At 35.6% G+C, this 25154-nt stretch carries 20 protein-coding genes; 4 read left to right on the top strand and 16 right to left on the bottom strand.

Annotated features, from left to right (window positions below; genetic code table 11):
• Positions 1-228 precede the first annotated feature (228 nt).
• Together addA and addB are read right to left on the bottom strand one after the other, a co-directional pair.
• Positions 229-3948: a helicase-exonuclease AddAB subunit AddA gene (gene addA, locus FS935_RS14945; RefSeq protein ID WP_146949459.1), complete on the bottom strand. Its 3720-nt coding sequence runs from the start codon at positions 3946-3948 to the stop codon at positions 229-231.
• Positions 3941-7429 carry a helicase-exonuclease AddAB subunit AddB gene (gene addB / locus FS935_RS14950; protein ID WP_146949460.1) on the bottom strand — a complete coding sequence of 1163 codons (3489 nt, stop codon included), beginning with the start codon at positions 7427-7429 and terminating at the stop codon, positions 3941-3943. The genes addA and addB overlap by 8 nt, the downstream gene beginning before the upstream one ends.
• A 367-nt stretch (positions 7430-7796) precedes the next feature.
• On the opposite strand from addB, the gene FS935_RS14955 reads away from it, so the two are divergent.
• The gene (locus tag FS935_RS14955) at positions 7797-8951 is read left to right on the top strand and encodes an MFS transporter (protein WP_146949461.1); all 1155 of its coding nucleotides are present in this window, start codon (positions 7797-7799) and stop codon (positions 8949-8951) included.
• Positions 8952-9238: 287 nt separating this feature from the next.
• On the opposite strand, the gene FS935_RS14960 is transcribed toward FS935_RS14955, so the two are convergent.
• The 3 genes from FS935_RS14960 to FS935_RS14975 form a co-directional block, all read right to left on the bottom strand.
• Entirely contained in the window at positions 9239-10408 is a 1170-nt protein-coding gene (locus FS935_RS14960) for a thiolase family protein (protein WP_146949462.1), read from the bottom strand.
• A gap of 734 nt (positions 10409-11142) precedes the next feature.
• Entirely contained in the window at positions 11143-11646 is a 504-nt protein-coding gene (gene lepB, locus FS935_RS14970; protein ID WP_146949463.1) for a signal peptidase I, read from the bottom strand.
• A gap of 14 nt (positions 11647-11660) precedes the next feature.
• A complete protein-coding gene (locus FS935_RS14975; RefSeq protein WP_420828025.1) occupies positions 11661-12272 on the bottom strand; it encodes a TVP38/TMEM64 family protein in 612 nt (203 codons plus the stop codon).
• 162 nt (positions 12273-12434) lie between these two features.
• Between FS935_RS14975 and FS935_RS14980 the strand changes: the two genes are divergently transcribed.
• The gene (locus FS935_RS14980) at positions 12435-12794 is read left to right on the top strand and encodes a YhjD family protein (RefSeq protein ID WP_146949465.1); all 360 of its coding nucleotides are present in this window, start codon (positions 12435-12437) and stop codon (positions 12792-12794) included.
• Between the two features lie 75 nt (positions 12795-12869).
• Here FS935_RS14980 and FS935_RS23675 read toward each other — a convergent pair whose 3' ends face one another.
• The 3 genes from FS935_RS23675 to FS935_RS24235 all read right to left on the bottom strand — a co-directional run bounded on the left by FS935_RS23675 (position 12870) and on the right by FS935_RS24235 (position 14472).
• Positions 12870-13040 (bottom strand): hypothetical protein, encoded by a 171-nt coding sequence (locus FS935_RS23675; RefSeq protein ID WP_168714489.1) that lies wholly within the window; start codon positions 13038-13040, stop codon positions 12870-12872.
• Between the two features lie 607 nt (positions 13041-13647).
• On the bottom strand, positions 13648-14220 hold the full coding sequence (locus tag FS935_RS14985; protein ID WP_240050922.1) for a competence protein ComK: 573 nt from the start codon (positions 14218-14220) through the stop codon (positions 13648-13650).
• 129 nt (positions 14221-14349) lie between these two features.
• Positions 14350-14472, bottom strand: a complete 123-nt coding sequence (locus FS935_RS24235) for a hypothetical protein (protein ID WP_275669619.1) — start codon at positions 14470-14472, stop codon at positions 14350-14352.
• Between the two features lie 155 nt (positions 14473-14627).
• Between FS935_RS24235 and FS935_RS14990 the strand changes: the two genes are divergently transcribed.
• Positions 14628-14864 carry an IDEAL domain-containing protein gene (locus FS935_RS14990; RefSeq protein ID WP_146949467.1) on the top strand — a complete coding sequence of 79 codons (237 nt, stop codon included), beginning with the start codon at positions 14628-14630 and terminating at the stop codon, positions 14862-14864.
• A gap of 430 nt (positions 14865-15294) precedes the next feature.
• Here FS935_RS14990 and aceA read toward each other — a convergent pair whose 3' ends face one another.
• From aceA to FS935_RS15020, 6 genes are all read right to left on the bottom strand, one after another.
• Entirely contained in the window at positions 15295-16575 is a 1281-nt protein-coding gene (gene aceA / locus FS935_RS14995; protein WP_146949468.1) for an isocitrate lyase, read from the bottom strand.
• Between the two features lie 99 nt (positions 16576-16674).
• Positions 16675-18264 (bottom strand): malate synthase A, encoded by a 1590-nt coding sequence (aceB, locus tag FS935_RS15000; RefSeq protein WP_146949469.1) that lies wholly within the window; start codon positions 18262-18264, stop codon positions 16675-16677.
• Between the two features lie 282 nt (positions 18265-18546).
• The gene (locus FS935_RS15005; RefSeq protein WP_146949470.1) at positions 18547-19815 is read right to left on the bottom strand and encodes a M48 family metallopeptidase; all 1269 of its coding nucleotides are present in this window, start codon (positions 19813-19815) and stop codon (positions 18547-18549) included.
• Between the two features lie 93 nt (positions 19816-19908).
• On the bottom strand, positions 19909-20214 hold the full coding sequence (locus FS935_RS15010; RefSeq protein ID WP_146949471.1) for an AzlD domain-containing protein: 306 nt from the start codon (positions 20212-20214) through the stop codon (positions 19909-19911).
• Positions 20207-20938 carry an AzlC family ABC transporter permease gene (locus tag FS935_RS15015; protein WP_146949472.1) on the bottom strand — a complete coding sequence of 244 codons (732 nt, stop codon included), beginning with the start codon at positions 20936-20938 and terminating at the stop codon, positions 20207-20209. The genes FS935_RS15010 and FS935_RS15015 overlap by 8 nt, the downstream gene beginning before the upstream one ends.
• 51 nt (positions 20939-20989) lie before the next feature.
• Positions 20990-21541: a helix-turn-helix domain-containing protein gene (locus tag FS935_RS15020; RefSeq protein WP_146949473.1), complete on the bottom strand. Its 552-nt coding sequence runs from the start codon at positions 21539-21541 to the stop codon at positions 20990-20992.
• A gap of 150 nt (positions 21542-21691) precedes the next feature.
• Between FS935_RS15020 and FS935_RS15025 the strand changes: the two genes are divergently transcribed.
• A complete protein-coding gene (locus FS935_RS15025) occupies positions 21692-22444 on the top strand; it encodes an SIS domain-containing protein (protein ID WP_146949474.1) in 753 nt (250 codons plus the stop codon).
• Positions 22445-22720: 276 nt separating this feature from the next.
• Here FS935_RS15025 and FS935_RS15030 read toward each other — a convergent pair whose 3' ends face one another.
• Positions 22721-23446, bottom strand: a complete 726-nt coding sequence (locus FS935_RS15030; RefSeq protein WP_146949475.1) for a GntR family transcriptional regulator — start codon at positions 23444-23446, stop codon at positions 22721-22723.
• A gap of 223 nt (positions 23447-23669) precedes the next feature.
• Complete coding sequence (gene nagE / locus FS935_RS15035) at positions 23670-25121, bottom strand: N-acetylglucosamine-specific PTS transporter subunit IIBC (protein ID WP_146949476.1); 1452 nt, start codon at positions 25119-25121, stop codon at positions 23670-23672.
• Positions 25122-25154 lie beyond the last annotated feature (33 nt).

The raw sequence follows: 25154 nt of genomic DNA on the forward strand, positions 1-25154 counted from the left end.
CGTAAACTTTGTTGTCTTTATAATTATGATAGAAACACCTCTGTATCAAGTCTAGTGGCATCTTTTCTTCTGAAAATTGCACCTTTTATGAGATAACACACTGATCACTGATTACAACAGATAATGACGTCTATTAGCAACAATCTTTCAGAAAAGAGTCTTAATAAAATAAGGGAAGCTCACAAACATAGTGTCTATGTCTTGCTCACTTCCCTTGAATCTTTCTTTCTACATTTCCACTAAATGACCACCATCAAAGAAAAATAAGTATTTCTCATGCAGTGGTTTTTGAATAATATCCTCTATCGCTTTACTATATAAATCAATTTGAACTCTATAGCGATTTTTTAAAGTGTTTTCTGCTTCTGCAAAGTTAGCAAATTTGCCTTTAATAGTATCTGTTTTATAATCTAGCAACACAATACCTAAGTCATCTTCAAATAGAAGGTCAATAACACCTTGTACTAATATTGGCTCATCATTGAATTTATCATTACTTTGTTCATCATAAGCATAACTAAATGGTACTTCACGATACACATTTTCAGCTTTTAACAATCTTTCTCCAAGAGGGGTAGCAAAAAAGTTAATAATTTGCTCAATATTTATTACGTCTGCCAGTTCTGCTGATAAAATTTCTTTTTTAACAAGCTCGTCTATTAAGCTTTTTACACTAGTTTCTGTTAGAGAATTTTCTAAATCAATATGCTGCATAACCGTATGCATGGCCGTTCCACGCTCAGCAGCAGTAACAGACTTACTTTGCATAAAGCTCGGACGATTATATAAGAAGGATTGTGATAATTGTTGTTTTATCAGCTGTTGATCACTGTATTCATCTTGAATCTCCCGCTGACGTTTAAGCTCTGTCACCGATTGTTTTGAACGTTTTTTTGTTTCATCCATAAATGGATACATCCATGAAAGATGCTCAAGAACAGATTGCTTTTGTTCACTTTCAATTGAAACAGCTTCACCAGAACTAATAGATGCAAGAAGGTCAGCATTTAATTCCTGTTCTTCCTTAAATGGCTCTACAAGTTCTTCACCTTTTACTTTTTCGATGATCCACCTTGATGGATGCTGGGCAATTTCTTCTTGGTGAGAAATCTGACCTTCTGTTAAAATTGTGCAATCTTGATGACGAATTAATGCTGGTCCAACCCAATCTAAATAGCTTTTCGCCTTAGCACGTTCAAAGTCTGGTAAAAGCCAGTCAGTATGTGTAAGGTGATTTTTCCAATCTGTTATCGTTTTTTCCGCATCCTTTAATGTTCCGATAAGATATAGCTTTTCTTTTGCACGTGTTAGGGCTACATATAACACACGCATTTCTTCAGCAAGAAGCTCCATTCTCATTTTTTTCTTTAAAGCAATATATGGTAATGTTGGATAGCTTACTCGTAAGTTAGGATTAATAAGCTTTGTACCAAATCCTAATTCCTTATCAAGTAAGTATTTTTTATTAAGATCCATCATATTAAATTGTTTAGAAAGTCCTGCTACAAAAACAACTGGAAATTCTAATCCTTTACTACTATGAATTGTCATTAATCTGACAACATCCTCTTGCTCTCCCAATGCACGTGCTGCACCTAAATCATCTCCACGATCCTGCATTCGTTCAATAAAGCGTAGAAAACGGAATAATCCTCTAAAAGATGTTGCTTCATATTGACGTGCTCTGTCATATAGTGCTCTAAGATTGGCTTGTCTTTGCTTGCCACCTGGCATACCTCCAACAAAGTCAAAAAACTTTGTATCTCGATAAAGCTGCCAAATTAAATCTGAAACAGATCCCTGTCTTGCAAGATCACGCCATTGTTGTAAAACGATCACAAATGGTTCAAGTTTTTTGTATAACTCTTGATGATTTTCATTAGTAGACATAAATGCTTTTACTGCATCGTAAAATGTTCCTTTACGATCAAACGTACGAATTAAAGCAAGTTCATTTTCATTTAATCCAACTATCGGTGATCGAAGTACAGCCGCTAATGGTATATCCTGAAACGGATTATCGATAATCCTGAGCAACGACATCATAATCGCTACCTCTGTTGCTTCAAAATATCCATTTGATAAATTGGCATAAACAGGTATTCCTGCCTGTTTAAATTCCTCCATAATTTGTGGAGCCCAAGGCATAGAGCGTAGGAGGATAACAACATCACGATACGTAATTGACCGAGTATCATCAATACCTCTGTCATATATTTGAAACTGCTGATCGATTAATGCTTTTATCTTTTTCGCCATTAATCTAGCTTCTAATTGAACAGTTTCTAGCTCCTGCTCATCAAAAACACCTTCTGGCTCTGCTTCACCATAATCAGATTCTTGATCCTTCCCTCCGCGTTCAACTAATAAAAGCTCAGTTTTCATTAGTTCACTGTTCGGATAAGTTGCACCAAGCTTTAATTCTGCATCATGATCATACTCAATTTCTCCAACCTTTTCCCCCATAATTTGCTTAAACAAATAGTTTGTTCCGTCTAATACCTCTGAACGACTTCTGAAGTTTTTGGATAAATCAATTCGCATTCCAGTTTGATCTGCTGTTTGGTTAAATCGTTTATATTTACTTAGGAAAAGAAATGGCTCTGCTAATCTGAAACGATAAATCGATTGCTTTACATCACCAACCATAAACAAATTACCAGCTGCTTCATTGTCCTTTGTGACAAGTTTTAAAATCGATTCCTGAACAAGGTTCGTATCCTGATATTCATCAACAAGTACTTCAACAAACTGTTGTTTATAATAAGAAGCTGCTTCACTAGGTTCTTGATTTTCTGTACTAAGGATTTGTAAACAATAATGTTCTAAATCAGCAAAATCAACAATTCCCTTTTCCTTTTTCATTTCTTCATATCGTTTCGCAAATTGCTTTACTAAATCAACAAGCTTTGAAACAACTGGATTTAAATGGGTAAAATCCTGCAAATAATTGTCCAAGGAACGGGAAAATAACTCATCCCTAAGCTGCTCAACTTGTTTCTTAGCTGTATTACGTAATGCTGTAACTTGATCAGTTAAAGCTTTATCATACTGGTCACCTTTAACAATCTTCGCTCTAGTTAGTTTAAATTTTTTAAGTTGCTCTCCTAAGAGATCCCATGAATGCTTACTTGCAATAATTTCTGACATTTGTTTTAAATCATCATCCAAATTTTCAGCTCTTGGGGCAGGACCCGCTGGAAGCTTTGTAAGCTCCATAGCCTGTAAAAGCTGATCTCTAGCACCCAACAGCTGCATCTCAATATCTTGAAGAAGAAAGGAAACAAAGGGTAGGGAGTCGATATCTTTTCCTTCATGATTTAAATACATCGATACTAACTCATCAAGCCAAACTGTTGGTGTTGGGTGTGATCTTGAAAAGAAATACAACTCACGAATTAACGTTTGAAGCTCCAAATCACTTCGATCAGATGTATAGCGATCAACTAAATCAAAAAACTCTTCATTATTTTCGAGACTATATTCCTCTTCAAACATGTCATCTAATACTTCATCAATTAATAACTGCCCTTCAGTTTGATCAGCAATTCTAAAGCTAGGGTCAATATTGATTAAATAATAATATTTTCTTACAACCTGAAGACAAAATGAATGTAAAGTTGAAATTGATGCTTTGTTGAGTAATGTAAGCTGTCTACGCAAATGCAGGGAAGAAGGATTTTCCTTTAACGCCTTTTCAAGCGCCTCTCCAACACGACTTCTCATCTCTGCAGCTGAAGCATTTGTAAATGTCACAACAAGTAATGAATCAACATCAACTGGATTTTCCCGCGAAAGAATTTTTCTAATGATTCGCTCAACAAGTACAGCCGTTTTTCCTGAACCAGCAGCAGCCGCTACTAAAATGTCTTGTCCACTTGCAACAATTGCTTTCCACTGATCATCAGTCCACTGACTATTCTCTGGCTTAGCGATTATTTCACTCATATCCTTTTCCCTCCTCTCTCATTCGTTTTAACACAGCATCATTTTTTTCGCTTTTTAACACACGATAATTATTTTCTTCTAAAGAATCATCAAATTGACAAACTGATTTATATGCACAATATGTGCAAGGCATTTTATCTTTAAGCTTATAAGGACTAATATCGATAACACCATCAGTAATATTTGTCCCGATTTGCTCAAAGGTAGTACGAACATGATTTCTTAACAGCTGAAATTCTTCTTCACTTGCAATTGATGATGTAGAACGGAAGCCACCTTCTTTTTTCAATCCGGCTGCAATAATATTTGAGGAGCTACCTTCTGTTAAGGAATTGTCCATTAAACGAACGGCTTCTTCATCTCCAAGTAATAAGCCCTTCATTTTAAATTTCTTAAAAATCTCATCATCTAATTTATCTTCTGGCAACATAGTTGATGCTTGAATCATTGGGTCATGTACATGGAAATATAAAACACCAGCTGGAGTTGCTTGTACACCTAACCACTTAGTAGAATTTGAGATAATAACATCTAGATAAGTGAGCATTTGTAAAGCTAAACCATAATAAACCTCTGATAACTGCACATTTTTCTCACTAGATTTATAGTCGACAATTCTGAGCAACACACCATTTTTCCCGGTAGCTTTATCAACTCGATCAATTCGACCTGCAACCTCCATCGTACAGCCATTAGGCAATGTAAAACGAATGGGTGGCAGCTCCCCACCTTTACCAAATCCAAGCTCCAAACCAATTGGTGCAAATCCACTTGCCTTCGCATGCTCACTTAAAATGGAAGAAGCACGTGTAAGGATTTTCTGTAGCTTTCGCTTTATATAATGATAGCGGTTCGAGCTTAGTAAGATCTCTTTTTGTAACCGTGGTGCTAGCTTTTCAACAGCATCATTTGATAATCGTTCACACTGATCTTTCGTTAGCTCCTGCCAATCCATGTTCAACTGCTGTAGTCGATCTGAAATTAACTTAAGTGCTGAATGAAACATTTGTCCAATATCAGGTGCTTCAAGCTTAAAGAATTGTCGTTCTTTTAATTTCAATCCATGTGAAGCAAAATGTGAAAATGGACAGCTATTAAATTGCTCCATTCGAGACACACTTCCCTGAATATGATCACTATATAACTCTCGACTCACTGCTGTATCAAGCTTTTTCGGTTTATTTTCATAAGTTAAGCTGCTTAAGACTCTTTGAGTAATGTTTTTCTCAGTTGCTATGAAATGATTATAGGCATCCCACCATATCGGCTGAATTGGGTAGCCTCTTTTCCAAGCCTGGAGCTGTGATGTAATATAAGCTAATGTAACATTTTGATTAACCATAAAGCTTAGCTGTTCTTCTAGAGCTAACTGTTCTGGTTCGTTCATTAAACGTCGCTTACTAACAAGCGGAAACATCTCCTCAATTCTCTTCAAAATAACAGAAGGAAGCAATGCTTTTCCCTCTTCATCAGCCATTGGATATGATAAATACAACTTATCTGATGGACTTGACAACGACATATAGATAATAAAGTTCTCATCCAGTAGCTGCTGTCTAGCTGTTGCCGCTAAATCAATTCCGTGATAATGCAGAGCCTCTCTTTCATCCTCTGTTAGTATTCCTTCTTCTTTAGGTCTTGCTGGGATAATCCCATCATTTACTCCTACGATAAAAGAACATTTCACATTAAAAAATCTCGACTTTTCAAGGTCTGCAATTAAAACCTGATCAATAGCTGGGGGTACAAGAGAAAATTTCATCGATTCTAATCCTGTTTCAAGCATCTCTGAAAATAGCTTTAAGGAAATATCTTCAGCTGATAGCATTTCTACAAATTCATCTAATAAGTTGATTACAGCCTGCCAAACTTGAGCATGCTCTCTTGCTTCTAATAGCTGTCCTTTTTCTTCTGCTTCAATACGTAGCTTTTCTATTTTCTCAGGAATGTGCAGTTCGTCTAAATACATATACAAAGCTTCAGCAAGTGCTCTTCCTGTTTTACTTCGCTTAAATCTTTTCTGCAGATTTAAAATCGGTTCTGTGACAATAGCACGAAGGGAATTTAGCTTTTCCTCTATTTGCTTTTCCTCGTCTGTTACAACAAATTCATCATCTAATGAATAAAAGCGGCGATATTTCCAGCGCTGATCCTTTGTCCATCGTGATCCTTGAATACCATATGAAAGGACATAGTTTTCTAATAAGTCCATATCCTCGCGCATTACACGTTTATCCATATCAACAGGAAATAGCATTTCTGTTTTTATTCCTCTAAAAACAGCTTCATATCTCCAGTAACCATTAATCATCTCTAATGTTGAACGAATTAATTCCACTAAAGGATGGTTTAACATCGAACGTTTTTGATCGATAAAAAACGGAATTTCATAATCTCTAAAAACTTGCTGTATCACATCACGATATTCATTAGCATTTCTAATAAGCAAAGCCATATCACGATAACGATACTGTGAATTTCTGACAAGATCCTGAATTTCTCTTGCAATTCCTTCTATTTCAGAGCGTCGATTCGATGCTTGAAACAATGTTATATTTGTTTTTTTATCATACACACTAGTTGGTCGTGCATCATAATTTGCTTCCAAGTGACTTAAAGAGGGACTTCTGGCAAATCGATGCTGTTCATTGAGCAGGATTGGCTGCTCCAATTCTTTGCCCATCTCACCGGCAAGCTGAAGAATTTTATGATACGTTCTTCCTGTCATTTGATAAAGATGTAGTTCATGAGGAAGATGTTCTTCATATGCCTTATCAGCAGTAAGAGCAATTTTCACATTTTTAGTATGTTTCATTAATGATGCTATCACTTCATACTCCTGTGGTGTGAAGCTATGAAATCCATCAATATAAATATCTGCTGATTGTAAAAAACTCGATTCTTCTACCTTTTCAGCTAATAATTTTAAATAATCCTCTGAATCTACATATTTATGACTTAAGTGAATTTCAAGCTGTTTATAAAGAATCGCCATATCATGCAATTTATCTGTTAACGTTTTTTTATCATGCTCTGTAGTAGCTTTTGCTAAATAATCCTCAAGCTCTTGTGGAGACAAACAATAGCGTTTAAATTCAGTAAGCATTGCTTCGAGCTGTTCAATAAACCCGTTTTTATCACTTGCTTTAGCAAAAACCTTGAATTCTTGTTTATATTGCTCAACTAATTTTCTTAGCATCATCTGAATGCCCGTACTTGAAAGATGATGACGCGTCATACCACCTGTTTCCTGTAATACACGCCACGCTAAGCGACTAAAGCTGAACGTTTGAGCTCGAATCATTCCTCCTAAATTCGGGGTGCGAATAAGCTCATACTCAGCACCAAACGTCATTTGATCAGGAACAAGATAAATAATTGGTTTGCCAATAGGCTCCTGTTTAAGTCTATTTCTAATTTCATTTAATATCGTCTCAGTTTTACCACTGCCTGAGCGACCTAGAATAAATTGAATGCTCATGTTTATTCCTCACTATCGTTAAGGTTTTTCATCCTTTTAAATGAATGTATCTCTTAATCTATAAAAAAATAGTGCTTGTTTGCTTATAAAGGCTCCCGATCCTCTGTGGATTGCAATATCCACACACGAAAAATCATTATGCGAGCCAAAAATAAATACCACTCTACAATAGCGTGGTAATAAAATCATATCATGATATTTTAAAAAGAAAGTTGCATATTGTCGTTATATGAATCTCTCTCTATTTTACTTTACTTTACAAGCAAATTCCATTTTTCATCACTACCAACTTTACCCTTGAATTTCTGCTAACTATACATCACAGATGGATTAGAAATTTCATAATTATAAATAAGGGGGTGAAAAGATGAGGGAGCATATTATTGCCGTTTTTATGTGGATTACTGCCGTTTGTGTTGCGAGTAATATTTATTTACTTATTCCCATTTACTCTGCACTTGCTGATGGATTATCGATTACATATGATGATGCTGTATTTTCCAGTACAATATTTATTTTTTGCTACGCCTTAGGACTTTTAAGCTTTGGACCAATTTCAGAGAAATTCAACAAGAAGTATGTATTAGTTTTCGGTATGGTCCTTTCTTGCCTCGTTACACTATGTCTCTCCTTTTCTTCATCGTTAATAAGCTTTTACACGTTACGAGGTTTACAAGGATTTGTTTTAGGTAGCTTTGCACCTGTAGCATATGCTTATTGCTTTGAGGGGTTTTTGCCAAGAATGCGCACCTTTATAATTGCTGTAATTAATACAGGATTTCTAATGGCAGGAATTATTGGACAATTACTCAGCTCTTCACTTGTATCAATATATAATTGGAAATCAGTTTTTTATTTCTTTGGTGCTATGTACTTTCTGCTTTCACTTTTTTCTCTGTTTGCTCTTCCTAATGTACCTAAAAATAGAATGAAGTCTCCACGTCAACTTGCAACACACACTAAGAACCTCCTACAACCACAAATAATAATTGGTTTATTTCTTACCTTTTTCACATTAATGTCGTTTGTTGCGTTTTACGAGGAGCTTGCTCAGCATTTCGTTAATCAAGAGACAGTGCTTTTTTATAGCCGATGTATTGGCTTAATTGGAACACCTCTCTCACTTTTCAGTGGAAAGTGGTTAAAAAAACATCCTCCTTTAAATATCATCCTATTGTGTTTGTTCCTTATGATTTGCTCTTTCGCTTTGATGCTTTTTTCAAAACAGCTTTTTTTCATTACCTGTTTATCTATTTTATTTGTATCAGCCATAGCCGTATTGATACCAAGCCTGATCACTTTTATTGGTGAAGCAGCTAGCGAAAAGCGAGCAACAGCTATCTCATTATATTCTTTCACTTTGTTAACTGGTGCAAGTGTGGGACCGATCTTTGCAAGCCTTTTACCCTTTCAAGGTATTCTTTATCTATTCATCACAATCTTCTTGGTATGCTTTTCTTTACTTATTTTTCAAAAAAGAGGCTGGGACATAATTAAAGAAGTCATACAAAAAGAAGAATAAATCTAAATTCAGTTAAGCTGAAAGAAACAAGTTCGTTCCATTGCGCTGCAAACACTCGGCTTTCCACCGGAAGGAAGCTGAGCCTCCTCAATTCCCGTAGGTGCCCGAGTGTCTTCCGCTCCATTCCACTAGTTCTTAAAAATAGAATTCAAAATCAAAAAATCTAATTGAAGACAGCAAATAAAAACCCGAAATATTAGGCGAATAATTAATTGAAATATCTCCTAATATTTCGGGTTTATCATTAGCTTAATTACTTATGTCCCAACCTCATATTTATAGTATGATTACATTTCTAAAAATAAAGCTACACCAATACCTCCACCAACACACAATGTTGCTAAACCTTTACTAGCATTTTTCCGTTTCATTTCATGTAAAAGACTAACAACAATACGTGAACCTGTACAGCCTATTGGGTGACCTAAACTTATGCCACTTCCATTAACGTTCACCTTATCTCGATTTAACTCAAGTTGTTTTTCAACGGCTAAATATTGTGCTGCAAAAGCCTCGTTAATCTCAACAACATCTATATCGTTTATCGACCAATTCAAAGCAGCTAACCCCTTTTTCACTGCTGGAACTGGTCCTATCCCCATCACCAATGGATTTACACCGGCAACTGAATAATGAGATATTTTTGCCAAAATAGGTAAGCCCCTCTGTTCCGCTTCTTCTCTTGACATCAATACTAGTGCAGCTGCGCCATCATTTAATGATGAGGCATTGCCCGCTGTTACTGATCCATCTTCTCTAAAAATCGGTGCTAATGAAGCTAACTTTTCACTTGTAACCTGTCTTGGTCCTTCATCTTGAGATACGGTTGTTTCTCCCTTTCTTGTTACTATGTTTATTGGAATAATTTCTTCAGAAAACTTTCCACTCTCAATTGCAGCTAAAGCGCGAGTATGACTTGATAGGGCAAGCTCATCTTGTTCTTCACGTGATATATTATATTCTTGTGCAACATTCTCCGCTGTTTCCCCCATCATAATATGATGAATCGGATCCTCCAATATCTCCCAAACACTATCTGTTACCTGACTGTGCTGAAGACGACTCCCCCAGCGATGCTGCTTAAGTAAGTAAGGACTTGAACTCATGGTCTCAACTCCACCAGCAATAACGATGTTAGAGTGACCTGTTTGAATTTGCATAGCAGCAGATATGATTGCCTGCATTCCCGACGCACATTGTCTTTGAATTGTATAACCAGTTGTTGCATCAGGAAAACCAGCAATTAACGCAGATGTCCTCGCTGTATTTGGTTCATCTGTTCTTTGAATACAGTGGCCTAGAATTACTTCTTCTACATCTTGTTTTTCTAACTTACTTCTTTTCACAACCTCATTCAACACAGGTACGGCTAGCTCTGTAGGCAAAAGATTCTTGAAAGCGCCTCCAAAAGATCCGATAGGTGTCCTTACAGCAGCTGTGATAACAACCTCACGCATTTCCCATCCCCCTTAGTTAGTAAACTCGTAAAATAGTCATTTATTGGGTATATACCCATGTATTATTATAATATAGATTTTTACCATTTTATAAAACTTTCTTGATTTTGTTTGGAACCTTTGACTGAGGCCTTGGCTCGATTATGGGCTTCATTCGCCTGTTGACTGTATATGTCAAGCTAGCGATGTACAATTTTGATCGTTTATTAATGTACATCTTCTTTTTCTAAGTGATCTTTAATTTGAAAGGAGACCCAACAATATTCACGACTGTTGCGTTGTGTAGAACACAATCTAATATTGCATTTCCTAATTTAGTTGCCAGGAACACAGCATCTCTTTACTTAGGTCCTTCATCAGCTCTATGACGGACTTTTTCTCGAGCTTGCCTCTTGCTTATGTCCTTCATTAGCTCTATGACGGACTTTTTCTCGGGCTTGCCTCTTGCTTATGTCCTTCTTTGGCTCAATGACGGACTTTTTCTCGGGCTTGCCTCTTGCTTATGTCCTTCTTTGGCTCAATGACGACCTTTTTGCTTGGGGATACCGTCAATTTTGTCCTTCATTCACCTATTGACGACCTTTTGACAGGACCTCCGATTCTGATCATGACATTCAAATAACCTTTTATCATCATTTACATGAAAACAAACCTTTCCTATCTCCCCGCCTTGTATATTCAAAAATAAAAAAATGCCAACTCTTCAAGGAATCTTTACACCCAGAGAGTTAGCACTATTCTTTGTTTTTCACCGTTCCAATAACATCTACAATTTTAACAAGTCCAAAATGACGACTATCACGACTTTGAATACGATTGTCTCCAATGACAAAAATATGCCCTTTTGGAATTCTTGTTTTATTTGTAATTTCTTCTAATGTGAAATTACCCGTTTGCTTGTTCACCTTATCTTTTTCATCATCTAAAAATGGTTCATTAACCTTTTTGCCATTTATAAATAATTGATCATCTTGATAGTGAATCTCATCACCTGGTAATCCAATGACCCTTTTCACATATATTTCTTCCGTACCTGATAATTGAAAGAGTACAACATCAAATCTTTTGAGTGAATCAAAATACATTCCTAATTTGTTAATTGAAAGCAGCCGTCCCTCTTCATAAGTAGGTTGCATAGAAACTCCTTCTACTTTGTACTCAACAAAAATATAAGATTTAACAAATATAGTAACAAAGCAAATACCAACTGCTGAAAAAGCAATTCCTCTTTTTTTCATACAACACACCTGCCTCAATGGTCTCTGTTTTTAACAGTTACCGTCCTATTTAAGCGATGTTCAACCTTTTTACCAATATACCATAACAAAAAGATAACTACCCCTGCTATGATTGAGCGGATAGGCTGAGTAATAAGTGCCTGAAGATCCTGTCCCACAAAGCTTACCATAAAAATCATCACAAACTTACCGGAAAGTACTGCTAAGATAAATTGCCAGTAACTTATTCGCGAAAGTCCTGCAACAACATTTATTGCCGCAGAAGGCGTAAATGGAAAACACAGTATAAGAAAAAGTGGACTAAATCCTCTACGTTCAATCCAGGTAAGTAATTTTCTAATTCCCTTTTTCTCCCGAAGCTTTTTAAAGATCGTAAATTGACCAAGCTTTCTCATAATAAAAAATACAAGAATACTTCCTAAAGAAGCTCCAATCCATGATAGGAAAAACCCCATCCATAACCCAAAGGAATTTACATTTGCAACAATAAGAACAACAAGAGGTAAAAAAGGTAAAAAAGCTTCTAATAATGGCAATAATATAGCAAAAAAGGGACCAAATGAACGATATGTTTCAAATAGCTCCATTAATTGATCGATTGTGAATAGTTCCTGTAATGTCTCCAAATTCATCTTATGCTCCTCAAAATAGTACCTTTATTATCTATTTTACACATTAGTATCAAAACTTTAAAGAAAACAATACGTAATAATTTTGCTTGCTTAGCTGAAAGCATTCATTTATAATTAAATAAGAACAAGTGTTCTGTTTCGAAAGGGGCATTTATCATGACTAGGATTCCAAACGATATCCGTGACATCATTGAACAATCTATTTATATACCCATGGCTGTGGCCATCTTCAACCGTGACTTAACAGTTATTGAGAATAGTCCGTTTAAGCTTCATCGTCCATATCTTACAGTAGTAGAAGAAGCATTAAAGCTCGCACAAAAGGACTTAGCTGATGTAAAACGCCACTTGCAAAAACATAAAATTAAAGTACATCAAGTCGAACGAGATGAAGCTTTTACTCTCTATTCTTTTATTTATAATGGATATGAAGAAAAACACAACTACTTTAATCCGAGAATTCGTAATAAAGTTGCAGAGCTTATGGAAATGTATCTTTTTAAATTAAGAAAATAGACAAATATAACTTTATACTTATAAGATCGGTTTATAGCGACATTTCTTTAGGACATTTTTTCGTGCAAATAAAATTCATGTCCAATCAAAGATCCTCACTAAGAACCTTAATAAATACCACATTAATCTAAATGGCAAGAAGATCAATTCAGGAATGTACACGGCAATATCAATAACACCGTCTATAAATGTATAACGATCTTGATTGGTCTTTCTAAACTTTTTTCTTCTTTTATTTATCATCATAGCTCATGCTCCTTATCCATTTTTAAAAGATGTAAGCAATCCTTAATTAGATATTACGATTTCATTTTAGTAAAGTTTCAATCCTTTCTTAATCTTTCCATAGGTAAGGATAAAATTTAAATTCTAGCTAAGTAAGTCATATTCCAAATTAACCTTTGCTTAGGAGCATCATTGTATTCCAAATACATAGATGAACTATAAACCCTTATTAAAAAGACTATGTTAGAGCTTAATGCTGATTTTTAGCACTTTGTTGATTAGAGGTGAATATATGAGACTCCTGCTTAGAGAAGCGTGTCAAAGAGAGACCCCACAGGTGCTTGCGCCGAGGAGGCTCCCAGACCTAGGAAGAATAATGAAAAAGTCGGTAGTTGGGCTTTTTCATTATTCTTCCCTAGAAAAAAATGAACTGGATTTTCCCCTGGGAAAGCGAATGCCTGTAACGGAAATCAACAGCAAAGTTTAACATAGCCATTAAAAAAAGAATGTCAATAAGAGCACTCCACAAACGTACCTGAAACAAAGGAGCACCCATATTGACTACCTAAAATAATTCAAATCTGATTCAAAATCATTTTGTAAGTTTAGTAGTATCTGAATGTAAGCATTAATTATAGCGGTTTAATTCCCTAATTATCTGCTCATAAAATGTATTAACTTCTCCCTGACCTTTTGGAAATAATAGCATGTTCATCTTTTTTTGTTCCTGTTCAATTCTAGAAGACATAATTGTTCGAAGCTGTGCTGTTCGGAAAAGCTGATTTTCAAATGACCCAATCGAAATACAAAGAATAACTTCCTTATCGTTTGTAAATGTCACTTTTGTATTATCATGTTCTGCTTCTGAATAGCTCTTTACATAGCTATGTGATAGCCATGCACATTGCGGCCTTGTTGAGGATGTCGTGGGGAAAAAATATAAGGAGTTCGTTGGGTCAATAGCAATCGGTGGCTTATGTGTTACACCCATCACGTCCCTTGTCCCGTCCTTCCTACCCATATAACTACTACCATAGTATGAGCAGCTGCCACTGATTAGTTCCATTGGCCGTTTTTCTACTACAAGATTCTCCTCAATCTCGAGTACTTCTGAGAACATCTTATTTGAGCTATCTGGCAAAACCGCCATTGTAAAACGATTAATAGTATAATCTTCTACCCTGTTTATTTTTTTACTCACTCCACTACACCTCTCACTTTTTTTAGGTAATAACTCCCATAAACAATCTAGCATGTAAAAGCTTAAATTTCTATATATTTACAAAAAAACAACAAAAAAGTGACTTCTTTTACAATTAAGTAAAAGAAGTCACTCGTCATCAATTTCTTTTTCGCCTTCTTCATTTATAAAATTTGGTTTCTCATTAATTTCCAACCCAACTAGAGGATTTAAAGCTGTCGGAGAAATTTCAATTTCCCTTTCCTTTGCCATTATCATTCACATCCTTTGCACTAGCTTTTCCAACCACTCCTATTTCATACAGCTTAAAAATATTCCTGTTAAATTTTTTAAAAATTTTTAATATTTAGTTGATTTTCACGCTCGAATTCCATACAATATAAAAAAGGCATCAGGGGTGATCTTTCATGAAAAATAAAAAGTCGTCTTACACTGAGATCATGAAGTCCCGTAACACAATGAAAAACGTTCCATCAGAACATCCTGTATTAGACATGTATATTCAAATGGTTGTTGATGAAGCTTTGTTTATCCGAAAAAAAGCATTGCTAGAAGAACGTATTAATGATGCACTTGACACAAAAAACAAAACAGTATTTATGACATTATCTAAAGAATACAGCGTATTGCGTAAGTTAGGATAAGTAGATTTATCTAAAAAGATCCAGTATCCTCGGATGAAGTATGAAGGTCGTTAGCATTTCGATCTTTATCTTTAAAAGAGGTTAGTGGATCTTTTTTGTATTCTAAGCTAAAGAAAAAACATACTAACATTTAAAGAAATGTTCGTTCCATTGCGCTGCAAACATAGAATTCCCGGGGGGTGAAGCTGAGACTCCTCGCTCGGCTACGCCTGCTTATGTGTCAGCACTTCTCCCATAGGAGTTAAGTGTCTTCCGCTGTATTCCACTCGTTCTTAAAAATAGTATGCAATATTAAAAGTCCACAGTAAAAAGACCCAAACTATCAGGCGAAAGATCAATTGAACGATCACCTAATAATTCGGGTTTATTATTAGCTTAAATACTTATGTCCCAGCCACTTTTCACCTTAATAAGAGCTTCTACCTCTTCTTTAAGCTTTTGTAAATTGCTCTGCTTCAGTTGAGCCCCTCAATGCTGTTGTTGATGATGTTCCACTAGAAATTGTTTGAGCAACTTCATCGAAGTACCCTGTTCCAACCTCCCGCTGGTGTCTAGTAGCTGTATAGCCATGTACCTCACTACCAAATTCTGCTTGTTGTAGCTCAGAATATGCCGCCATCCCACGATCACGGTAGCCTCGTGCAAGCTCAAACATACTATGATTAAGTGCGTGGAAGCCAGCTAGTGTAACAAATTGGAATTTGTAGCCCATTTTTGCAATTTCTTTTTGGAAATTAGCGATTGTCTCATCATCAAGTTTCTTTTTCCAATTGAATGAAGGTGAACAATTGTACGCTAATAATTTTCCTGGAAACTTCTCATGAATTGCATCAGCAAATTTTTGCGCTTGCTCTAAATTTGGCTCAGATGTTTCACACCAAATTAAGTCAGCATATGGTGCATACGAAAGACCTCTACTTATTGCTTGATCTATACCAGAACGAGTACGGAAAAACCCTTCAACTGTACGTTCCCCTGTAATAAATTCGTGATCAGCAGGATCAATATCACTTGTGATTAAATCTGCTGCATCTGCATCAGTTCGAGCAATGATAATTGTAGGCGTGCCCATTACATCTGCAGCTAAGCGAGCAGAAATAAGATTTTTCACAGCTGTCTGTGTTGGTAATAAAACTTTTCCACCAAGATGACCACATTTTTTTTCAGAAGATAATTGATCCTCAAAATGAACACCTGATGCACCTGATTCGATCATCGATTTCATAAGCTCAAAAACATTTAATTGTCCTCCAAAGCCTGCTTCTGCATCTGCCACAATTGGAGCAAACCAATCGATATCACCCTCATCCTCAAGATGCTGAATTTGATCTGCTCGCTGAAGAGCTTGATTTATACGTTTTACTACATTCGGTACACTGTTTGCAGGATACAAGCTTTGATCAGGATACATGTTTCCTGAAAGATTAGCATCTGCCGCTACCTGCCAGCCACTTAAGTAGATTGCCTTTAATCCAGCTTTAACTTGTTGAACAGCTTGATTGCCTGTTAGTGCGCCTAAAGCATGAATATAATCTTCTGTTTGAAGGTAATTCCACAGCTTTTCTGCTCCTCTTCTTGCAAGCGTGTGTTCAATATCAATTGAACCTCTTAAACGAATAACTTCTTCAGCACTATAAGGACGAGTAATGCCTTCCCAGCGTTTATCTAAGTTCCAGCTATTTTGTAGTGACTCAATTCTTTGATTATTCATTTCCCATTCCCCCATTTTGTTGTGTTATATTTAACTATTCACATAAGAAAAATCAGGTTTATATTTATAGATCTCCTGTATGAAATCTATAATTGCAAACTATAGTTTTTCATAACTCGGAATTGTAAGAAACTCAGTAAAATCATCCTGCTTTACAAGTTCATCAAATACTGAAATTGCTTCTTCAAAATACCCCTTTTTAAATGCAATTTCACCAATTGTTTCTTTAATGTTACTAATCTCTTCATCTCTTAATTGGTCATAAAGTTCGAAAGTCAGCTTTCTTCCATCCTCTAAAATTCCACGTGGATGACGAATCCATTGCCATACTTGCGCTCTAGAAATTTCAGCTGTTGCAGCATCCTCCATTAAATTGTGTATTGGAGCCGCACCTCTTCCACTAAGCCAAGAAGCTAGGTACCTTATTCCTACATCAATATTTGTTCTTACCCCCTCTTCTGTGATCGTTCCATCAGGTACCTCTAGAAGATCCTTAGCAGTTACAGCTACATCCACTCGCTTTCGATGAATTTGGTTCGGAGTTTTCATATGCTGATTAAAAACTTCTTTTGCCACCTGTACGAGTGCTGGATGTGCTACCCATGTTCCATCATGACCATCAGTTGCTTCTCTTTCTTTATCAGCACGTACCTTATTAAATGCTTTCTCATTTTCTTCAGGGTTATTTTTTATAGGAATTTGTGCAGCCATTCCGCCCATCGCATGTGCATTTCGCTTATGACATGTTTTGATGGCAAGCAGCGAATATGATCTCATAAAATGAACAGTCATTGTTACTTGAGCACGATCTGGAAGAATAACAGATTCACAATGTCTAAGTTTCTTTAGATAGCTAAATATATAATCCCATCTTCCACAGTTTAAGCCAGCTGAATGTTCTTTTAACTCATACAAAATTTCATCCATTTCAAATGCAGCCATTATCGTTTCAATTAGAACTGTTGCCTTTATTGTACCCCTAGCAATATTTAACTCTTCCTGAGCAAAGATAAATACATCATTCCAAAGTCTTGCCTCAAGATGATTTTCTATTTTTGGTAAGTAAAAATATGGACCACTTCCTCTTTTAACAAGCTCATGGGCGTTGTGATAAAAGAATAGTCCGAAGTCTACCAAACTTGCAGACATCCGCTTACCATCTAGTTCGATATGCTTTTCCTCAAGATGCCAGCCTCTTGGCCTTACCTTCAACGTCGCTATATTATCATTCAACTGGTATACTTTACCGCTTTCATTTTGAAATGAAATAGATCTACGAACAGCATCCCGAAGGTTGATTTGACCATTCATTGCATTTTCAAAGCTAGGAGATGTTGCATCTTCAAAGTCTGCCATAAATACTTTTGCACCTGAATTTAAAGCATTAATAACCATTTTTCGATCAACAGGACCTGTAATTTCAACACGGCGATCCATCAGATCTTCTGGAATTGGAGCAACAGTCCAATTTCCATTTCTAATATCCTCTGTTTCCTTCAAAAAGTCAGGAAGCTTACCTGAATCAAGCTCTTGTTGTACTTTCTTTCTTTGCTGCATTAGCTCTTGTCTTCGATTACCAAACTTTCTTTCCAGCTTTTCAAGAAAATATAATGCCTCTTGTGTAAGTACTTGATGAAATGGTTCTTGCATCTCTCCAACAACTTTACATCCTGTCATTTGGGTTGCCATCGTAGAAAGAACACCTCACTTTTTATTGTTATAATACAGTTTGTTGTAACTAAAACTAATATATAACAGTTTGAGTAAAAATGGAACAATTTTCTTAAAAAAAAGTAAAAAAAATCAAAATAGGCTAATTGGGACTGTATTTAGCTTCCTATATAGCCATAAAAAATACCTAGTGCGAAATACACTAGGTCTAGAGAATCTGTTATAACACAGGTTAAACATTAATGGAAAATGTAAGATAAACTTTTGAAACTAAAAATCAATATCTACTTCTTATGCTTATTATTTCTCCACATTTCCTTTTCCATGCTCCTCAAGGTAGATAATACGTTCAAGCATGGTTGGATGTGTATAACGGAAAATTTTTATTAATGTTGGTGGATTTACCTGACTTAAGCCAGCTTTTGATAGTTCCTGAAAAGAGCTTATTGCTGCTTCATGGTTGTTTGTCATCTCAATCGCATACATGTCAGCTGATTTTTCCTGATATCTGGCAACCGTGTTGGACAAAGGATTTGAAGCAAATGTTAAAATTCCTAACAACAGTAAAAACAATGGAAAAGCTGTTAACTCCTTCATTGAATGAATTTTAAGCAATGAGCCAAAACGATTGATACAGAATTTCATGAGCAAATGTATAAAAAATAGACCGAACAAACTTAACAGTAAATACCCTGCAATTCCAACATAAATATGTTTCTTAACATAATGAGCCATTTCATGAGCCATGATGAATAAGATTTCATCATCATTTAGTCTGTTTAATGTTGTATCCCATAAAACGATCCTTGAATTCGACCCTATTCCTGTGACATAAGCATTTAGTGCATTTGTTTTTTCAGACATATTGACTTCATATACATGCTCAGCCGGAATGTCTGCTTTATCAGCTAGCTCTAAGATCTTCGTCTCTAACTCTTTGTTTTTTAAAGGTGTAAAATCATTGTATAAAGGATCAATTAAAACTGGTTGTACAAACATTAAAAACATTGAAAATGGTATAGATAAAAACCATGCATAAAGCCACCACTTTTTCTCAAACCGCCTAATTAACCAAAATACTACAATGATAATCGTAGCCATTAGCAAATAATTAACCCAAAAATCGATAAGCTGATCCTTCATCCATGCAGGAAAGGATTGGGTTGTAATATGATAGGTTGTAGAAATTTTATAACCAATTAAATTTACTGGTAATGACAAGAATGAGATAAATAACGATAACCAAAAGAAATAAACAGCTGATTGTAAGAAAGAAAATCTTGAAGTGGCTTGTGACCACTCTTGTGTTTTTCTTGACAAACCTGTAATCAAAAAGACAAACAATAAAAACCATTCAAATGGGACTGTAACTAAATAAAGAAAGTTTCGTATTGTTGAATATTCCTGTGATAACAGCTGTTCTCTTCCTGTCATAAAGGTCTCTGGATCTGCCTGAGTTCCTATGTAAGGAGCTGGTATTCCAGTATCAGAAAACACAAACAGATACCAATAAACGAGTAACCCATAAATAAAATAAGCAAATATCGATCGCGTTAGCCATTTTCTCAAGTAGTCATTCCCCCTCGAACAAGCTCTTATTATAGTTTAGTAAGTACTGAATTACTTTAGAACTTGAAAAAGGTCTATAATTGTTATCGTAACCTACAAGAACATACTATACAAAACCAGTGTCCCTATTGACCCCATAACAACAACAATCACATTAGCACCCGTAAAGGCAATTAGTGTTGCAGCAAGTGCACCAATAATCCCAAACACTATATCATCACTTATAAGAAATATACCCGGCACGATTAATGCACCTAATGTAGCATATGGTACATTCTTTAATACATTTTGGACAAATAATGGTAATTTTAACGAACTTAATGCAACAAGTGGAATCATTCTTGGAATATATGTGACAATTCCCATTCCAATAATCATCATAAGGATTGTGTTATCCATTGTGATTCACCTCTTTACTTTCAACCTTAAGATAAAAAAGCTCAACAAGAACAGCAGAAACAATCGTTGATAAAACAATTGCCCAGCCCGTTGAGATTGCTTGTGAAGCATAGCATAACGAGTTTAAGATTGCCGCTAGAACTGCTAAGAAAAGGACTTTACGATGCTTTTTTAAAGATGGAATGAGTAAGCCAATAAACATAGCATAAAGAGCAATTCCCATACTTTCTTGAACAGTTGTCGGAAGACTTGCTCCTATTACATAACCAATTCCTGAATTTACAACCCAGCTAGCATAAGAAATAAGCATTAACCCAAATAAATAACTCGCATTTACAGTTCCCTCCTTTGTAGAAGCCACTGTAAATGTTTCATCTGTTAATCCGAATGAATAAAGAGCTTTTTTCCATAAGGGATCATCTTCCACTTTTTCACTTAAAGATGCTGACATTAAGAAATGACGGATATTCACAATAAATGTTGTGAATATAATTTCAATTACTCCCGTTCCAACAGCAATTAAACTTAGAGATATGTATTGTGAAGCACCAGCAAAAACAATTAAACTCATCATGACTGTTTCAGAGAGAGATAATCCAGTTGATTTTGCTAGAAGACCAAATGTTATAGCAACCGGTAAATATCCAATCGCAATACTTAAACCTCCTTGTGTACCTTGTAGGAAGCTAGATTGTTTCTTTCCTAATGAAGTGATTGTTGTCATCTTCGTTAACTCCTTTTCTAGAAAACTGATATAACTATTGATATAAACAACTCAAGCATAATAAATTAATAAATAACAACTTGTTTTTCTATCTGTAAAATTAGCATATGTATGGGTTTGAGTTGCCTCAAATCTCATTGAGTCTCCCTTTTTCATAACATATTCCACTTCTTGAATGACCACAGTTGCTTCTCCGTCACAAACTAAAACATACTCCTCAACACTTCCATGATGACGATCAGATGTATGAACACAGCCAGGCATAATCTCCATAAAATAGATTTCAAACTTTTTTGAGGAATCAAAAGGGAAATAAGGATATACTTGTAACAATTCATTATTTTCTGTTACAGCTGTTTTTTCTGACAGTCTTACAACCGAAACAGTTGGTTCTTTTTCTTCGACTAATGATGAAAAAGACACCTGCAATCCATTTGCTATTTTCCATAATGTATTAACAGTTGGACTTGATTCTCCTTTTTCAATTTGCGAAAGCATTCCTTTGCTTACACCTGTTATCTGTGCGAGTTGATCATAGCTATAACCTCTAAGCTTCCGAATATTTTTTAAGTTTTCTGCAATTTGTGATTGAATTGAATTCATATAATCTCCCATAATTTGTTATTGTATAATATATTATACGTTTGTATTTTATAATAAACAACAATTACTAAAAAATTAGTTTCTAAATCTTACTTATTTCCTACAAATCTATATTCAAGCTATCTACTAACTATTTTGAAGGTGATGACAATGCTAACAGCTTACTTTGAAGAGATACAACAAAAATTAAAGTTCGTGCTGAAACATGAAAAAGAGAAAATGGAATTTGTTGCAGATAAAGTAGTTGAAACGATTCAAAATGATGGAATTATCCAGCTTTTCGGATGTGGTCACTCTCATATCCTTACTGAGGAGGTTTTTTATCGCGCAGGAGGGCTAGCCCCAATTAAACCTATTTTAATTGAGCCCTTAATGCTACATGAAGGTGCTATTAAATCCTCGCAATTAGAAAGACAAAACGACTATGCAGAAGAATTCATAAAAAAACAAGACATTCAAAAACATGATCTAGTCATTGTTATTTCTACATCAGGGCTTAATCCAGTGCCAATTGATGTTGCAATTCACGCCAAGAAAACTGGTGCATATATTGTTGGTTTGAGTTCGTTTGAGTATCATAAAAGTCAATCATCTCGACATAAAAGTGGACAATATCTTGCTGATGTTGTTGACCTACCACTCAACAATCATTCAAAACTTGGTGATGGTGCATTACATTATAAGGACTTTGAAGTAGCCTTTGGGCCTACATCTACAGTCATAGGTGCAGCAATATTAAACGGAATATTAGCTGAGGCAATAAAGCTTATGATTAATAGTGGAATGAAACCTCCTGTTTTTATCAGTGGTAATGTCGCTGGAGCTGATGATCATAATAAAACACTACTAAGCAAATATAGCCATCGCATCGATTTACTAAGGTTTAACAACAAAATTCTTTAATATATAGGCTATGTTAAAGGTTAATGTTGATTTTTAACACATTGTTGATTGGAGTGAAAGGCATGAGACTCCTGCGGGAGAAGCGTGTCAAAGGGAGACCCCACAGGCGCTTGCGCCGAGGAGGCTCCCGGACCGCCCGCGGAAAGCGAATGCCTGTAACGGAAATCAACAACAAAGTTTAACAGAGCCAATATATAAATCATCCCCTTTCAAGTAGATCTAAGCATGGCTACTTGAAAGGGGATTATTTTTATTATGCAAGGATAAAACACCGTATCATTTCCGCTCAATCCCTATTTTAAACTTATATCGATCTGCACGATAAGAAGACTTTACTATTTCTAATGGCGTTCCATTTTCTAAGTAGGTTTCCCTCTGTATGAGTAAAATTGGAACTCCTTTATTGACCTTTAAATGCTTACTATCTTCTTCATTCACAATGGCTGCCTCAACAGTTTGTGTTGCGTGCCCAATACTTAAATGTAGGTTGTTTTCGATATATTTGTATAAAGATTTCTCAAGGATATCAGGGGTTACACCAGGTACAAGCTTTACAGGGAGGTAACTAGTTTCAATTGCAATTGGTTCCTCATTAGCTAGTCGTAGCCTTTTGATTTTATAAATAAGTTCATCATCCTGTAGATTCAAACTCTCTTTAATGTCTTCGTCAGCGGGATATATTTCAAAATGCAGTAATTTACTACCTGGCTTTAAGTTCCGTGCCAGCATATCTTCTGTAAAGCTAGTAAGGCCTTGTAAACTTTGTTCAAATTTTTGACTTGATACAAAGGTTCCTTTTCCTTTCTCTCTGAACAGGTAGCCTTTATTCACTAGGTTTGTTATCGCCTGCCTAACTGTCATACGGCTTATTTGATAATTCTCTGAAAGCTCACGTTCTGATGGCAAAGCATCTCCTGGAACTAACTCTTTAGATTCTATCGTTTTTTTTATTTGCTCTTCTAACTGAAAATACAAAGGAAGAGGAGAATGTTTGTCAATCACATAAAAATCTCCTTTCAACATCACTATTCATTATTATATTAATACTAGTAGCATTTTACAATTATAAAGAAAGGATATATTCACACATATGATAACCTTTACATTACTATTCATTCAGGTTCATTACTGTTAAACATAGAAGCTATGATACCATTCAAAAGCATAATATTTCTAAAAACAAAAAACTACCTGCATACATTCACAGGTAGTCTAGCTAGTCTGTCTATTTTCTTAATTTTTCAATCTCATCAGCAACAAATTGTACCTGTGTTCCGACAATAACTTGGATACTTTGTTGACCCACAATATTTATTCCAGGTATTCCTGTTGATTTGATTTTGTTTTGATCAACAGCATCCATGTTTTTCACTTCAATTCTTAAGCGAGTTACGCAATTATCAACAGATGAAACATTTTCATCTCCGCCTAATCCTTCATAAATTGTTTTCGCCATATTCTCAAACTTATTTTCAGAAGTCGATGTGTTATCTTGAACTTCTTCAACAGTTTCTTCATTATCTGCTTCTCTACCTGGAGTAGCTAAATTGAATTTTGTAATTAAGAAACGGAATAGAATATAGTAGATTACTGCGAAAAATAAACCTTGTATTAATAACATATATGGTTGATTTGCCAATGGTAATCTTGAACTTAAGACAAAGTCTACAAAGCCTGCACTAAAACCAAATCCTGCTGTCCAATTAAATAATGAAGCAATTGCCAATGACAATCCTGTTAATGCTGCATGAACAACATATAAAGCAGGAGCTAAAAACATAAATGAAAATTCAAGTGGCTCTGTTACCCCTGTGAAAAATGATGCAAACCCTGCAGCTATCATTAGTGAAGCAGCTTGTTTCTTCCTTTTTGTTTTCGCAGTATGATACATAGCTAATGCAGCTGCTGGTAAGCCAAACATCATAATTGGGAAGAAGCCAGCTTGATACATTCCTGTTACACCTTTTGTTCCAGTACCTGCCCAGAAGTTACCAATATCATTTATACCTGCAACATCAAACCAAAATACTGAATTTAGAGCATGATGTAAGCCTGTTGGAATAAGTAATCGATTGAAGAAACCGTATAAACCAGCCCCAATAAAATCTAACTTACTAATAGCTGTACCAAAAGATACTAAACCAGTGAAAATAACAGGCCATGCAAAGAACAATACTAATGATGCAATCAACATCGAAACAGCAGTCATTATTGGAACTAGACGCTTTCCACTAAAAAATGCTAGTGCAGCTGGTAATTGAACTTCACTAAAACGATTGTACATAATCGCAGCAACAATTCCTGATAAAATACCTACAAATTGGTTTCCTATTTTAGCGAACGCTGGATTAACTGCTTCTGGATCAATTCCTTGAAGCATTGCTACTGAATTAGTTGACAGTAAAGTTGTTATAACTAGATAAGCAACTAACCCACTTAATGCAGCAGATCCATCTTTATTTTTCGACATCCCTAATGCAACACCGACTGCGAATAAAATCGACATATTGTCAATAATTGAAGATCCTGCTTTAATCAAAAAAGCTGCAATCGGACTTCCAGCACCCCAGCCAGCAGGATCAATCCAGTAGCCTATCCCCATTAAGATCGCGGCTGCTGGTAAAACTGCTACTGGTAACATTAGAGACCGACCAATCTTTTGTAAATAATTCATCATAGAATTCTCCTCCTATCAGATAAAAAAGGTAAA

It is taken from the genome of Metabacillus litoralis, assembly GCF_007994985.1.
GTDB lineage: Bacteria > Bacillota > Bacilli > Bacillales > Bacillaceae > Metabacillus > Metabacillus litoralis.

Coding starts and splice junctions, on each gene's coding strand:
- addA (WP_146949459.1), bottom strand. CDS start 3,948: ATGAGTGAAATAATCGCTAAGCCAGAGAATAGTCAGTGGACTGATGAT.
- addB (WP_146949460.1), bottom strand. CDS start 7,429: ATGAGCATTCAATTTATTCTAGGTCGCTCAGGCAGTGGTAAAACTGAG.
- FS935_RS14955 (WP_146949461.1), top strand. CDS start 7,797: ATGAGGGAGCATATTATTGCCGTTTTTATGTGGATTACTGCCGTTTGT.
- FS935_RS14960 (WP_146949462.1), bottom strand. CDS start 10,408: ATGCGTGAGGTTGTTATCACAGCTGCTGTAAGGACACCTATCGGATCT.
- lepB (WP_146949463.1), bottom strand. CDS start 11,646: ATGAAAAAAAGAGGAATTGCTTTTTCAGCAGTTGGTATTTGCTTTGTT.
- FS935_RS14980 (WP_146949465.1), top strand. CDS start 12,435: ATGACTAGGATTCCAAACGATATCCGTGACATCATTGAACAATCTATT.
- FS935_RS23675 (WP_168714489.1), bottom strand. CDS start 13,040: ATGATGATAAATAAAAGAAGAAAAAAGTTTAGAAAGACCAATCAAGAT.
- FS935_RS24235 (WP_275669619.1), bottom strand. CDS start 14,472: ATGGCAAAGGAAAGGGAAATTGAAATTTCTCCGACAGCTTTAAATCCT.
- FS935_RS14990 (WP_146949467.1), top strand. CDS start 14,628: ATGAAAAATAAAAAGTCGTCTTACACTGAGATCATGAAGTCCCGTAAC.
- aceA (WP_146949468.1), bottom strand. CDS start 16,575: ATGAATAATCAAAGAATTGAGTCACTACAAAATAGCTGGAACTTAGAT.
- aceB (WP_146949469.1), bottom strand. CDS start 18,264: ATGGCAACCCAAATGACAGGATGTAAAGTTGTTGGAGAGATGCAAGAA.
- FS935_RS15010 (WP_146949471.1), bottom strand. CDS start 20,214: ATGGATAACACAATCCTTATGATGATTATTGGAATGGGAATTGTCACA.
- FS935_RS15015 (WP_146949472.1), bottom strand. CDS start 20,938: ATGACAACAATCACTTCATTAGGAAAGAAACAATCTAGCTTCCTACAA.
- FS935_RS15020 (WP_146949473.1), bottom strand. CDS start 21,541: ATGAATTCAATTCAATCACAAATTGCAGAAAACTTAAAAAATATTCGG.
- FS935_RS15025 (WP_146949474.1), top strand. CDS start 21,692: ATGCTAACAGCTTACTTTGAAGAGATACAACAAAAATTAAAGTTCGTG.
- nagE (WP_146949476.1), bottom strand. CDS start 25,121: ATGATGAATTATTTACAAAAGATTGGTCGGTCTCTAATGTTACCAGTA.